We start from the raw sequence: 13863 nt of genomic DNA on the forward strand, positions 1-13863 counted from the left end.
TAACTCAGAATGCGAGTTCGAAAGGCTAAATCGTAAAGCTAGCGTAAATCGACAAAGTGTCCGGTAATTTTACGCACTAATGGCAATACCATCAGTAATGTCGGGAAGGCGACCACCCATGAGATAAGCCAAGCACCGAGCCAGAGTTCGATAAACTGCGGTGAAGCGCCAACGCCATTGAAAGTACTGATCCCAGAAACGATACAACTCATGAGAATAGAAAGGAAAAAGGGCATTACAACCGTGGCATACTTGGCTGGTAATTTAGGCGTGCCCAAAAAAGTACGAGGTTTGTCATCGGGCAAAGATTTGGAAATGGTCATCGGATCCTCTATTGGAGATGTATCAGGCGAATGATTTGTCACAGGCTAACACAGTCAATTGCGTTATCGACTTCATTTGCTTTCCCCATCGGGTTCAATAGCGGAAGCAAGGTATTTAAGCGATTGATGAAGTTTAGCCCGCGCGGCGACATTCTAGGTATTGCACCGATAAAGCGCAATCATTAAAGCCCAAGCTCGCCTATCTGTACGTTCACAGTTAGCGCAGGGATCAAGACTCAATTCATTCCATTTGTTACCCAAAGCTCGCCCGTCACATGGACCCAGTGACCGAGCGAAATAGGGGATTTGCCCAGTTCAGTATCAAAGGGGAGTGCAAGGTTTGAGTGCGACAGGTAAATCGTATCTTCGGGTGTTTGGCTGATGTCGACGATTTGTCCTGAAGTTTCAAAGTTCAATTGAATTGGTAGGCGTGGAGCTTGCTCAATGATGTCAACTTGAACACTTGCTAGTCGGCCGAGTAATTCAACCGTCACCCATTGGTTAACCGGAAAGCGCATTTTTGCCAGTTGATCGCTGCCTTGGTAATAAAACCAAATCGGCGCGCCATTGTCGCATTTGCCTGCGACTTCACCTTCAACACCATTGCCACATGGAGTTAGCTCGAGAATATAGATCCGATACTGCATATAAAGTCCATTTTATTTCGATACAGACATGCTACCGAGGAACTGTGACTAAATAACTGCGACTAAATAACCGCTAAGCTATCAGTTTGATTTTTTATCATGGGGTGTTTGAGGCGTGATTGTTGAGAAAGATAAAAGCCGTAAGAGAACACTAACAATGAGGTGAGCAAGGCAGGGTAAACATAGGAGTCGGTCAATCTAAAGCAAAATAAGTGAGGCTGCGAATGTGCCCCACTTATTCTGTTTATTTTTCTCTTTCTTCGCGTCTTAAGCACTAGCGATTTAGGCTATCAATTTAAATCAGTGACTTAGTTTATCAATTTCAATCAGTAATTTATCTCAGAGATTGAAATCTTGATTAACTTAGGTCGCCGCTTTCATGGCGCGAGTAAAATCGCCAAGTGTCTCCAGTAGCTTAGCTTCATCGTGCTGGTGGGTTTCGATGATCTTCACAACGGCAGAGCCTGAAATCGCCCCAGCAGCGCCCGCTTTGATAGCGGCGGTTACTTGAGCCGGTTCGGCAATACCAAAGCCGAGTAGCGGTGGCGGCGCGTTAAAGGTTTTCAATTTGGATAGAATTTCTTCCACCGGAACGCCAGCTTTCGTGTCGGTACCTGTCACTCCAGCGCGGGATAATAAATAAGTGTAACCTTCACCGCTGGCGCTAACCTCTGCAAGGGTTTCACTGTCGGCATTAGGCGGCGCGATAAAAATGGGTGCGATACCATGGACTTTAGCCGCTTCGCTAAAGGGCGCCGATTCTTCTACTGGTACGTCGGCAATAAGCACTGAATCCACACCCGCTTGCTGCGCTTTGGCGTAAAACGCATCTATGCCGTTAGCAAAGACTAAGTTTGCATACAGCAGCAAACCGATTGGCAGTTCAGGATATTTAGCACGCACTTGCGCCAGTAATTCAAAACACGCCGTTGGTGTTGTGCCCGCGGCTAAAGAGCGCAGGTTAGCACCTTGGATCACTGGGCCATCGGCCAAGGGATCGGAAAACGGAAAGCCCAGTTCTAAGGCATCGGCACCGTTTTGCACTAAGGTATCGATAATTTTTAGCGATAACTCAGGGCTAGGATCGCCAAGGGTGACGAATGGGACAAAAGCGCCACGACCTTCAGTTTTGAGTTTGGCAAAGGTGGCTTGGTAACGGCCAGTGTTGGTAGACGTGTCACTCATGTTTATTATTCCTCTTTACCATTCAAAATGTCAGAAACGGTGAAAATATCTTTGTCGCCACGACCGGAAAGATTGACCACTAAAATGGTTTCCTTGGTGCACTCGCGTGCCATTTTCACGGCATAGGCGATAGCATGTGCCGATTCCAATGCAGGGATAATACCTTCACAGCGAGCCAATTGTTGGAAGGCTTCTAACGCTTCATCGTCGGTGGCTGATTCATAACGGGCGCGGCCTGTGGCATTAAGATGCGCGTGCTGCGGGCCAACGGATGGGAAGTCCAATCCAGCTGAAATCGAGTAAGACTCTTCGATTTGACCTTCGCGATCTTGCATCAAAGGCGCTTTCATACCGAAGAAAATACCTGTCTTACCGTGTTTAAGCGGCGCGCCGTGCATTGGCGTGTCGATGCCTTTACCCGCAGGTTCGACGCCAATCAGTTCGACACTTGGCTCGTCGATAAAGTCAGCAAACATGCCGATGGCGTTGGAGCCGCCGCCCACACAGGCGATAACCGCATCGGGTAGGCGACCTTCGCGTTCCAGCATTTGCTTCTTGGTTTCTTCGCCAATGATACGTTGGAACTCACGCACGATTGTTGGGAATGGATGTGGCCCCGCGGCCGTGCCGAGTAAATAGTGGGCTTTTTCGTAGCTGCCAGACCAGTCGCGCATCGCCTCGTTACAAGCATCTTTTAAGGTGGCAGAACCTGAGGTGACAGGAATGACTTCCGCGCCCATCAAACGCATTCTAAATACGTTCGGTGATTGGCGCGCAACGTCTTTAGCACCCATATAGACTTTACATTTTAAGCCTAATAGCGCGCAGGCAAGGGCGGTGGCAACGCCGTGTTGTCCTGCGCCAGTTTCAGCAATGATTTCCTTTTTGCCCATGCGTTTAGCCAGCAGAGCTTGGCCTAACACTTGGTTAGTTTTATGTGCGCCGCCGTGGAGTAAATCTTCTCGTTTGAGGTAGATTTTTACCATAGGATTGGGGCTTAAATTGCGGGTTAAGGTCAGTGCTGTAGGGCGACCCGCATAATTTTTCAGTAAATCGGTAAATTCGGCTTTAAAGTCTTCATCTTCCTGCGCTTCCACAAAGGCAGTTTCTAATTGCTTAAGGGCTGGCACTAAAATCTGTGGCACATACATGCCGCCGTATTCGCCGAAATAAGGGTTAAGCTTTAACTTGGACATACCTTTTTCCTTATCTTATCAATCAGTTTGTCAGTGGCTTCGATTGTGCTAACCGCGTCTTGGTGTTAAACGTGTTAACTGAGCCGTTATCTATTTGGTCACTGGCATTAATAGGTTCATATTTTTTGTGGAGCATCACGCTTGTCGGGCACCAACTGCATCTAGGGCTTCTTGCTTAGCGCGATAGGCTAAAGACGTAAATGGGTAAAAGCCATTTGGATAAGTTGCGCCGATTTAATCCCTGCGGCGGTTTCTAGGCCTGAATTAAAATCTAAACCGTAAAATCCTTGGGCATTGGCACTGGCCGCATTGTCGGCGTTGAGTCCGCCCGCCAACATGGCATGGGCCTTTTGCTGGCCTAAGGACTTCACATCAATATTTTGCCAATTAAAGGCTTGGCCCGAGCCGCCAAATTGACCTGCCGTTTTACTATCAAACAGATAACGCTGTGCTCCCTGAGGTATGTTACCAAGCTCACCCGTTTGCGCATCGACGCTGACGGCTTTCCAAATTTGGGTGGTGAGTCCCGCTTGCTCAAGTCGCTCAGCGAGCTGTGCGATTTCAAGCTCAGTCTCAGTGCCATGCAGCTGTACGGCAGATAACTGCAAACTGGCAGCGATATCGGTGATGGAGCTTGGCGCGGCATTAACAAACACGCCGACAAATTCAATGGCGGGGGCATCGGATGCGCGATACGCCCTGAGCAGTTGTTCTGCAGCATTAAGGGTTAACGCGCGTGGGGATTTTTCAGCAAAAATTAGCCCACCATAGACAGCGCCTGATGTTGCCGCGGCGCGAATATCTTCCACACGGGTGAGGCCGCAGACTTTATTGTGACCGAAGATCAATTTACGGCAGGCCAAGTCGATATCAGTCTCGGCCATAATCGAGCTGCCAACGAGGAAGCCATCAACCAGCGGACTCAGGCGGCGTACTTGCTCATTGTTGTAGATGCCAGATTCGCTTATCACCACGCGGTCGCTGCCAATGTGTGGCGCTAAGGCTTCTGTGGTGGCGAGATCGGTACTTAAATCCCTTAAGTTACGGTTGTTGATGCCGATGATCGGCGCATCTAATGCGATGGCGCGCTTAAGTTCTTCTTCGTTACTGACTTCGGTCAGTACATCGAGTTGATACTTAGCGGCTTCTTTCGCTAGACCTTGATATTGTTCATCATCAAGCACGGACAGCATCAACAGAATCGCATCGGCGCCTTGGTGGGCGGCGAGTTTGATTTGGTATTCGTCCACAAAAAAATCTTTGCACAGAATTGGTTGGTTGACCCGAGCGCGCACCTTAGGGATATAGTCCATATCCCCTTGGAAAAATTGCTCGTCGGTTAATACCGAAATGCCCGCCGCATATTTACCGTAAATATCGGCGATGGCTTCTACATCAAACACATCGCGGATAAGCCCTTTGGACGGACTGGCTTTTTTGCATTCTAAAATGTAACCCGCCTTGGGTGCCTTGAGTGCGGCAAATAAACTGCGATCAGAGATTTTTGGCGACAGACTCGCCTCAGGAAAACGCAGTTTCAGGGCGGCAATATGGGCCGCTTTGGTATCGACAATACGGGTTAACACATTACTTTTTGGCATAGCGTTTGTGGCTGCCTCTGGCTGAGTGCGCAGGTCTTGAGTCATTGCTGTTAGAGTCACTTCTACTTGAGACATTTGCTTATCTTCCTCTTTCTTGACCGTTGACTAGGGCTTCACCGCTGACTTTTGCGAGCTGGCTTAATAATTCAAAGGCTTTGCCGCTTTGAATGGTAGCGAGCGCAAGTAAGGTTCCGGCTTTGACTGAATCAGTAATTCCACAGACATATAAAGCACAACCGGCATTGATGGCGACCGCATTGGCGTGTGCTTCAGTGCCGCGACCTTTTAAAATTGCCTCGGTGATCAAGGCATTCTGCGCGGGTTCGCCACCTTCTAAGTCTGTTATCTGCGCTAAAGGCACGCCTAAATCGGCGGGCGTGAGTTGATACTCAATAATGTCGCCGTCTTTTAACTCTGCAACTTGGGTGTTGCCGTGCAGCGCGACTTCATCTAAACCGCTGCCGTGCACTACCATAGCGCGTTTTGTGCCAAGCGCCTTTAATACTTTCGCTATCGGTAAGACTAACTCAGGGCTATACACGCCAAGTAACATAAATTCAGGTCGTGCGGGGTTAATTAGCGGCCCTAACACATTGAATAAAGTGCGCGTTTTCAGTGCTTGTCTTACGGGCACCGCATGTTTTACCCCGCCATGGTAGTGGGGCGCAAACAAAAAGCACAGATTCAATGCGTCGAGGCAACGACTGGCAGTCTCTGGCGACATAGTTAAGTCGATGCCAAATTGCGCCAAAAGATCCGATGAACCCGATTTACTCGACACGCTACGATTGCCGTGTTTGGCGACCTTAGCGCCTGCCGCCGCGGCAACAAAGGCTGCTGTGGTGGAAATATTAATGGTATTAAAGCCATCGCCACCCGTGCCAACAATATCAACTATGCCATTATGAAGCGGATTGTTGTTTCGCTCAGGGCAAGGAAAAGGTTTGGCAGCGGCGCGCATGGCATCGGCGGCGCCGCTGATCTCATCAATGGTCTCACCGCGCATTTTCAGCGCAACTAACATTCCCGCCATCGCCGCTTCACTCATCTCACCGCGAATTAACGCGCCAAAAAGTTCGGCGGTTTGCTCGCGGCTTAAACTTTTACCTTGGTATAAAACGTCGAGTAAAGGCTGAATAGGGTTGGTACTCATGCGGTTACTCCTGTTGTCATGTCTTGGGTAAGAAAGGCTAAGGTTTGAATGAGCAATGTGCTGCCCAACGTCGTCAGAATTGATTCAGGGTGGAACTGAAAGCCAACGGCTCTGTGCTCAGGGTGCAGAATCGCCATCGGCATAGCGTCAGTGGTTGCGATTATTTGTAAGCAATCAGGCACGTGAGTGGCGACCAGACTGTGGTAACGGGCAACGGGCAAGGGAGAGGGCAAACCGGCAAATACGCCAGTACCATCATGGAAGGTTGGGCTTGCCTTGCCGTGCACCACAAAAGGCGCGCGCGCCACTTTGCCGCCGTAATATTCCACCATAGCTTGATGCCCAAGGCAGATGCCCAGCATGGGGACTTTACCGGCGACTTTGGCGATAAGCGCCATCATAGAGCCTGCTTCATGGGGCGCACCAGGACCGGGTGATAACACTAGGGCTGCGGGTTCTTGTTCGTTAAGTAGTTTTTCGGCAATAAAATCGGCGGCAACATCGTTGCGGTAAATTACCACTTCACAGCCTAGGCTGCGAAATTGATCCACTAAGTTGTAGGTAAAGGAGTCAAAGTTATCGAGTAGATAGAGTTTCATGTTTGGCTCCTATTTAGATGGTACTGAAGTGGATTGCACAAAAGTCGATTGAGCCGACGCGTCATTTGCTGGTGATTCATTGACTCGCAGCCCAGCGCCCATTTTGATGGCCGAAATCACGGCTTGAGCTTTTTGACGGGTTTCATCAGCCTCACTTTGGGGATCGGAATCAAACACGACGCCCGCGCCCGCTTGAATAAAGGCGGTGCCATTTTTAACAAAGGCGGAGCGGATCACAATACAGGTGTCCATATCACCAAGAGCATTAAGGTAACCCACAGCGCCGCCATAGCTGCCACGGCGGGCTTTTTCTGCTTGGCGAACCAGTTGTGATGCGCTTACTTTTGGCGCGCCGACTAAAGTACCCATATTCATACAGGCCTGATAAGCATGCAGCGCATCTAAATCTTGGCGCAGTTGACCCGTTACGCGACTGACGAGGTGCATCACGTGGGAATAACGGTCCACTTTCAATAATTCGGCGACTTTACGGCTGCCGCTTTGGCTGATGCGCGCGATATCGTTGCGAGCTAAATCAACCAACATTAAGTGTTCTGACAGTTCTTTTTTATCTAAACGCAGTTCAAGTTCAATGCGGCTGTCTAAGTCAAAATCAATCTCGCCCGTGGCGGTTTTGCCGCGTTTGCGGGTGCCAGCAATCGGGTAGACTTCGACTTGATTACTGCTGGCCTCGTACTTAAGCGCACTTTCTGGTGAAGCACCAAAAAGCGTGAAATCTTGGCCTCTGAAATAAAACATGTAAGGGCTTGGGTTAGTCAGACGCAGGGCGCGATAAGCCCCTAAGGTATTTGGGCAAGGCAAACTAAAGCTACGCGATGGCACTACTTGGAAAATATCGCCCGCAATAATGTGTTCTTTCAAATCGATAACGGTTTGTTTAAACACCTCATCGGAGATATTGACTTGCTCAGTTGCGTCGATGGCGACCAGTGTCGGCACATCGGCAGGTGAATTACCGAGAGTTTTACATTGTGTGCTTAACTGCTGTACTCGCTCGCTCAGCGCTGCGGTGATGGCGGCATACTGGACTGAATCACGGCTGAAATTATGGGTAATGATGTCGGCTTGTTTCAGTTTATGGTCGATAAGGATTAAGGTTTCAGCGAGGTAGAATAAGTAGTCTGGGCAATCATTATCGCGGTTCGGTACGGCTGGCAGCGGTTCGACGGTATCAATCAAGTCGTAGGCCAGTACGCCACCTAAAAACAGATCCTCAAAGGCGGGTTTACTTTGGCTGTCAGTATGAGCGCCACAATCAATCTGCTGGATAAACATCCGCAGGCCATCGAGTGGCGAGGTCGATTTTAAGCGTGCATCTTCATCCTGCAGCTGAGTGTCTTTTTGCAGCGTCACCACTAAGGTCAAGTTATCACGGACTAGATTGGCTGCTGTACTGAAAAAAAGTGTGATGGGAGCAAGTAAGCTCGCGCCATTGTCGGTCAGTGCGGTAAAGGTCAGTTGATAACCGTCGCAGCGGATCATCATGGCGGCATGGGTCATCACCATGCTTTTTAAGTGATCTTTACTGTCGATTTCGGCCGACTCCAACAACATAGTATGGGGCGCATCTTGGGTAATGTGCTGATACAAGCGCAGTGGATCGCTGTGGTAGGTTAATGCCGCCTTGAGTGTGCTTGAGCGTGCGAATGTCTGTTTGGGCATGTTCATACTCCAGCTACCTTATAAAATGTCTTTAACATCATGAGTTATCTCGCTTTCTTAATCTTGTTACCCGAGTCTGCCGACATTTTTCGCACCTAACAAAAAAGCCCGCATTTCTGCGGGCTTCTTGTTGATTCTGGTCACTTTCAAATGAGCACAGAGCTTCACACCACCCGCTAAGTTGGGAAGTGCCACCACCAAATGATGTTTAATGAAGCGTTAATGTGTGTCATTCAAAAGGGTCTCGCTAATTCAGTAATTGGTGTATAGAAAACCTTAGCTGGGGTCGAATGTCAATTGAATATTTTTCATTTTCTGCGATTTATTCACTTTAATGACGCAGAAAATTTAAGTCACACAGCCACAAAATGCGAGATAGCAGCGCATTTATTAACAAATTCACGTACAATAGCCCCATGAATACTCAAAGCATATTGGCTGATCTGCACAGCCACACGACCGCATCCGACGGTCAGTTAACTCCGTCTGAATTGGTGGCTAGAGCCCTTGAAAAGGGCGTGCAGTTATTTGCGATTACTGACCACGACACGGTAGCAGGTTTACCCGAAGCCCGTGCCTTTAATCTATCGCAAGCAGAACCATTGAAATTGATCTCTGGCGTAGAAATCTCTACTCGCTGGAACAGTTATGATATCCACATAGTGGCGCTTAACTTCGATGCGGATAATCCTGCGTTATTAGCATTTTTAGAAAACCAGCGTGAGTTACGTGAATTACGCGCTCAAGAAATTGGCCATAGATTAGCCAAGGCCGGTATTGAAGGCGCTTACGAAGGTGCCAAGGCGTTGGCGGGTGAAGCGGCATTGAGCCGTGGACATTACGCCCGTTGGATGGCTGAAAATGGTCATGCTGTGGATATGCCGAGCGTGTTTAAACGCTACCTTGCCCGTGGTAAAACCGGTTATGTCCCCAATAATTGGGGTGATATGGCCAGCGCCATCGATATCATTCATAACGCGGGTGGGTTGGCTGTGTTGGCGCATCCCAGTGGTTATAAGTTATCGGCAAAGTGGCTTAAGCGCTTAGTGCGCGAATATAAAGAAGCGGGTGGAGATGCCATGGAAGTGGTACTTGGCCAGCAAACATTAGACGACAGGGCCAACCTTGTGGCCTTGAGCTTACAAAATCAATTGCTTGCATCGATAGGGAGTGATTTTCACTTTCCAAGTAATTGGATCGAATTAGGTAAAAATCTGTATCAGCCCCAAGGTATTGATTGGGTCTGGCAATCGGAATCTTGGGTGGAACGACCATGAGTCAGTTTTTTTATGTACATGAAGTAAATCCGCAAACACGCCTTATCAGTCAAGCTGTTGCCGCCTTAAAAGCGGGCGGTGTGATTGTTTATCCCACCGATTCGGGCTATGCCTTAGGCTGCTTGATTGGTGAGAAAGACGCGATGACGCGGATGGCGAGAATTCGTCAAATCGAGAACGATCATAACTTTTCATTGATGTGCCGCGATTTATCTGAGCTTGCGACCTACGCCAAAGTGGATAATCAGGCGTATCGCATTCTAAAAAGTTGCACGCCTGGGCCTTATACGTTCATTTTTAAAGCGACCAAAGAAGTGCCGCGTCGTCTGCAAAATGACAAGAAAAAGACCATAGGTATTCGTGTGCCCGACAATGTGATCGCACTGGCGTTGCTTGAAGCCTTAGATGCGCCGCTGATGTCGACCAGTTTAGTGATGCCAAATGCAGAATTTGCCGAGTCTGATCCTGAACAAATTCGCGACTTGCTCGAGCATCAAGTGGATGTGATTATCCATGGCGGTTATTTAGGCGAAAAGCCGACGACAGTGATTGATATGTCTGAAGATGGCACCGAAATTTTGCGTGAAGGCGCGGGTGATATCACGCCTTTCCTCTAAATCTGCCGTATTAGATTTATCGCTAATGGATACGAGTGAGTGATGCGGCGAGTGGCTGTGCACATTTGGCAGTTTTATCGCCGCAGATTTACAGGTATAATCGCGCGTTTGGCGTTAGCCTAAGTTGGGTAGCGCAGCGTTAACGGAGCAAGATAGCGGATGCAGGGCACGCAACAGAGTTTACCCTTAGCCGTTATTCGTGGTCAGGCAATGACCGAAATGCCGCTGGATTTGTTTATTCCGCCGGAGGCATTAGAAGTGTTCCTTGAGTCCTTTGAAGGGCCATTGGATTTGCTTTTATATTTGATCCGTAAGCAAAAATTAGACGTTGTCGATTTACCCATTCAGCAAATCACCGCGCAGTATTTAGAATATATTACGTTGCTGACTCAGGCTCGAATTGAACTCGCTGCCGATTACTTAGTGATGGCGGCAACGCTTGCCGAGATTAAATCCCGTTTGCTGCTGCCGCGTATGGTGGCTGAAGATGAGGTTGAGGAAGATCCTCGGGCGCAATTGATCCGTCAGTTGAAAGCCTATGAAGTGATTAAAGAAGCGTCGCAAAAACTCGATGATTTGCCGCGGCTCGAGCGGGATGTGTTTCAAGCCAAAGCAGTGGCAGCACCTGACATTAAGCCGTTAATGATCCCGCCAGAAGTCTCGTTGTTTGAAATTGCCCGCGCCTTTGGCGATGTGCTCAAACGTATCGATGCCAATGAAGATCATCACGTTAAGCGTGAACAGTTATCGACCCGTGAGCGCATGAGCCAGATTTTAGCCATGTTGAACTCGGAAGATTTTACGGCATTTGAACGTTTATTTACCGTAGCAGAAGGCCGTGCAGGCGTGGTCGTGACTTTCTTAGCACTGATGGAATTAGTCAAAGAATTATTGGTTGAATTGTACCAAACAGAACCGTTTTCAACTATTTACGTTAAGGCCTATTAATTGATGCAGATAAATCCGACTCAATTAAAACAGCTTATTGAAGCGAGTTTGTTTGTATTGGGGAAACCCTTGTCGGCGAAAATGTTGAAAGACACGGTATTGGTGGATTTCACGGTTTCCAGAGACAAAATAAAAGCTGCATTGGATGAGCTGCAGCAGGATTATCAAGACAGAGGTGTACAACTTGTGAAAGTCGCTGGAGGTTATCGCTTCCAGACCTTAGAAGTCTTGAGTCCTTTTTTGCAGCCCCTGTGGCAAGAAAAGGCGCCTAAATATTCGCGTGCGACATTAGAAACCTTGGCGGTGATTGCTTATCGTCAACCTGTGACTCGCGGCGATATTGAACAGGTGCGCGGTGTGGCCATTAGTAGTCACATCATAAAAAGTTTGTCAGATAGACATTGGATTAAAGTAGTTGGCCATAAAGAAGTACCGGGGCGACCCGCTTTGTATGCCACTACCTTAGAATTTTTAGCATATTTTGGCTTAGACACCTTAGCGGATTTACCGCCGCTGTCGGATACTGAGTCATTGCAGGCGGTTTTTTCAAGTGTGAAATTAACGCCGGAACAGTCAGAAGAGCAAAATACTAATGAGTGAAAAATTGCAGAAAGTCTTGGCCCGTGCAGGCCATGGCTCCCGTCGTGAGATGGAGGCATGGATTGCTGCAGGCCGAGTTAGTATTGATGGTGAAATTGCTAGCCTTGGGGATCGGATTGAAGCCGATGCCAAAGTGCGTATCGATGGCAGAGCCATTTCGTTAAAGTCTGCCGAAGACGTGATCTGTCGAGTATTGGCATACCATAAACCCGAAGGCGAAATTTGTAGTCGTAAAGATCCTGAAGGCCGTCCAACGGTATTCGATCGCTTACCTAAAGTGCGTGATTCACGCTGGGTTGCGGTAGGTCGTTTAGACATCAACACCTCAGGTTTATTACTGTTTACCTCAGATGGTGAATTAGCGAACCGCTTAATGCATCCATCGAACGAAGTCGACCGCGAATACGCAGTGCGTACCTTCGGTGAAATCCCTGAAGCGACAGTGCAACGTTTGCGAACTGGTGTGATGTTAGAAGACGGCCCTGCGCAGTTTGATAGCATCAAGCCAGCGGGCGGCGAAGGCATGAACCAGTGGTGGCATGTGTGTTTACGCGAAGGTCGTAACCGCGAAGTGCGCCGTCTGTGGGAATCCCAAGAAGTGCAAGTGAGCCGTTTGATCCGTATCCGTTACGGTATGGTTGAATTGCCAAAATCACTGCCACGGGGTGGCTGGGTTGAATTGCCAATGGAGCAAGTTAACTACTTGCGTAAATTGGCAGGTTTAGAACCAGAAACCCGCACTATGCTTGCTGCCGATAAACACAGTGTAGCCCGTGCACAGGTGAAGAGTGCCAAAATTCGCCGCGCCGTGCGTAAGCATAAAGTGACAGGTTCGGGAAAACCTAAGCCATCGCGTCAGCGCAGCTAAGTTGTTTTATCCCCATGAAAAAGGCCGCTTAGCGGCCTTTTTGCTTTCTGTTATTTGCAGCTATGTTATAACAAGAGTCAGCTGGATTGAGGAGTGAATGGATGAAGCTAATTTCAGTGCGACGGATTTGGGAGCAAGCTGCCCATAATGCGTTTACCGATTTAATCGCGTTTCAGGAAGCACTTTTTTGTGTTTTCCGTGAAGGGACTGCCCATGTGTCACCCGATGGCGCTTTGCGTATTCTACGTTCAGTGGATGGCGGCGAGGCGTGGCAGAGCGTGGCGCTTATTCGTTCGGAAGAGGCTGATTTACGCGACGGTAAACTGATTGAATATCAAGGGGAATTGCTTTTACTCGGTGGCGGGACCTTACATAATAAGTCGGGTCTTCAATCACATCTTTGGCGCTCAGCCGATGGGCGATTGTGGTCAGATGCGCTAAAGGTAGCAGATAAGGGCTATTGGTTATGGCGCTTAACTGAACATCAAAATACACTCTATGGTGTGGGCTATCGCCCAGGACCTGATGGTGACACTCGTTTGTATAAGAGCGATGATGGCGTACACTTCAAGACTTGGCTAAAGCTGTTTAATAATCAAGGTTATGTCAATGAAACAGCCATTGTTTTTGATCAAGACAGCGGCTTTTGTCTCTTGAGGCGCGATCCCGTTTAGGGCCCTGAATTTGTTGGTTTACTCGGCCGCAGCCTAGCGCCATTTACCGATTGGCAATGGCAAGAACTCGATAAGCGCATTGGTGGGCCTGTGATGTTGATGTATCAATCCCGGCTGTTGGCTGTGGTGCGCTTATATGATGAACAAGTTCGAACGGCTTTAGTTGAAATTCATCCAGATACTGGCGTGGTTCAAGAACTACTGACACTGCCATCGAAGGGCGATACCAGTTATGCGGGCGTAGTGATTGATGGAAATGAGTTGTGGGTAAGTTATTACTCAAGCCATGAGTTAGCTGACTCACAGCTGGATACGCAAAATTCGCTTGATGAATCAAACGGAGTCGCCAAAGCTAAAACGATGATTTATTTTGCAAAAATTCAGTTAAGCTAAGATTGGCGGTGCGCTATCTTTGTCGTACTTAATGTCATCGACAAGTTCGGGTTTCATTTTGAGAATATCTAAAATAATAAAGAGCCATAAATAGGCCCT

At 48.4% G+C, this 13863-nt stretch carries 13 protein-coding genes, 1 pseudogene and 1 other annotated feature; of the genes and pseudogenes, 6 read left to right on the plus strand and 8 right to left on the minus strand.

Annotated features, from left to right (window positions below):
- Positions 1-38: 38 nt before the first annotated feature.
- The 8 genes from Q4Q57_RS16370 to Q4Q57_RS16405 all read right to left on the minus strand — a co-directional run bounded on the left by Q4Q57_RS16370 (position 39) and on the right by Q4Q57_RS16405 (position 8387).
- Complete coding sequence (locus Q4Q57_RS16370; RefSeq protein WP_006082193.1) at positions 39-323, minus strand: DUF2798 domain-containing protein; 285 nt, start codon at positions 321-323, stop codon at positions 39-41.
- A gap of 236 nt (positions 324-559) precedes the next feature.
- A complete protein-coding gene (locus Q4Q57_RS16375; RefSeq protein WP_311891401.1) occupies positions 560-970 on the minus strand; it encodes a glycerate kinase in 411 nt (136 codons plus the stop codon).
- A 363-nt stretch (positions 971-1333) separates the two neighbouring features.
- Positions 1334-2155 (minus strand): tryptophan synthase subunit alpha, encoded by an 822-nt coding sequence (gene trpA / locus Q4Q57_RS16380; protein ID WP_311891402.1) that lies wholly within the window; start codon positions 2153-2155, stop codon positions 1334-1336.
- Positions 2156-2160: 5 nt separating this feature from the next.
- Positions 2161-3351, minus strand: a complete 1191-nt coding sequence (gene trpB, locus Q4Q57_RS16385; protein WP_311891403.1) for a tryptophan synthase subunit beta — start codon at positions 3349-3351, stop codon at positions 2161-2163.
- A 188-nt stretch (positions 3352-3539) separates the two neighbouring features.
- Positions 3540-5027 (minus strand): bifunctional indole-3-glycerol-phosphate synthase TrpC/phosphoribosylanthranilate isomerase TrpF, encoded by a 1488-nt coding sequence (gene trpCF / locus Q4Q57_RS16390; RefSeq protein WP_311891404.1) that lies wholly within the window; start codon positions 5025-5027, stop codon positions 3540-3542.
- Between the two features lie 4 nt (positions 5028-5031).
- Positions 5032-6105, minus strand: coding sequence for an anthranilate phosphoribosyltransferase (trpD, locus tag Q4Q57_RS16395; RefSeq protein ID WP_311891405.1), 1074 nt, complete (start codon positions 6103-6105; stop codon positions 5032-5034).
- Positions 6102-6704, minus strand: a complete 603-nt coding sequence (locus Q4Q57_RS16400) for an aminodeoxychorismate/anthranilate synthase component II (RefSeq protein ID WP_311891406.1) — start codon at positions 6702-6704, stop codon at positions 6102-6104. The genes trpD and Q4Q57_RS16400 overlap by 4 nt, the downstream gene beginning before the upstream one ends.
- Before the next feature lie 9 nt (positions 6705-6713).
- Entirely contained in the window at positions 6714-8387 is a 1674-nt protein-coding gene (locus Q4Q57_RS16405; RefSeq protein ID WP_311891407.1) for an anthranilate synthase component 1, read from the minus strand.
- A 98-nt stretch (positions 8388-8485) separates the two neighbouring features.
- Positions 8486-8593, minus strand: a sequence feature (Trp leader region).
- A gap of 210 nt (positions 8594-8803) precedes the next feature.
- Here Q4Q57_RS16405 and rnm point away from each other — a divergent pair.
- From rnm to Q4Q57_RS16435, 6 genes and pseudogenes are all read left to right on the plus strand, one after another.
- On the plus strand, positions 8804-9664 hold the full coding sequence (gene rnm / locus Q4Q57_RS16410) for an RNase RNM (RefSeq protein ID WP_041411197.1): 861 nt from the start codon (positions 8804-8806) through the stop codon (positions 9662-9664).
- Positions 9661-10281 (plus strand): L-threonylcarbamoyladenylate synthase, encoded by a 621-nt coding sequence (locus Q4Q57_RS16415; RefSeq protein WP_311891408.1) that lies wholly within the window; start codon positions 9661-9663, stop codon positions 10279-10281. Before rnm ends, Q4Q57_RS16415 begins: the two co-directional genes overlap by 4 nt.
- A 159-nt stretch (positions 10282-10440) precedes the next feature.
- Positions 10441-11229, plus strand: a complete 789-nt coding sequence (locus Q4Q57_RS16420) for a segregation and condensation protein A (protein WP_011847143.1) — start codon at positions 10441-10443, stop codon at positions 11227-11229.
- A gap of 3 nt (positions 11230-11232) precedes the next feature.
- Positions 11233-11829 (plus strand): SMC-Scp complex subunit ScpB, encoded by a 597-nt coding sequence (gene scpB, locus Q4Q57_RS16425; protein ID WP_012089553.1) that lies wholly within the window; start codon positions 11233-11235, stop codon positions 11827-11829.
- Positions 11822-12697: a 23S rRNA pseudouridine(2605) synthase RluB gene (gene rluB, locus Q4Q57_RS16430; RefSeq protein WP_011847141.1), complete on the plus strand. Its 876-nt coding sequence runs from the start codon at positions 11822-11824 to the stop codon at positions 12695-12697. The genes scpB and rluB overlap by 8 nt, the downstream gene beginning before the upstream one ends.
- 101 nt (positions 12698-12798) lie before the next feature.
- Positions 12799-13764: pseudogene (locus tag Q4Q57_RS16435) on the plus strand (exo-alpha-sialidase).
- The last annotated feature ends 99 nt before the right edge of the window (positions 13765-13863 follow it).

The sequence above is a fragment of the Shewanella sp. SP2S2-6 genome (assembly GCF_031931965.1).
GTDB lineage: Bacteria > Pseudomonadota > Gammaproteobacteria > Enterobacterales > Shewanellaceae > Shewanella > Shewanella baltica.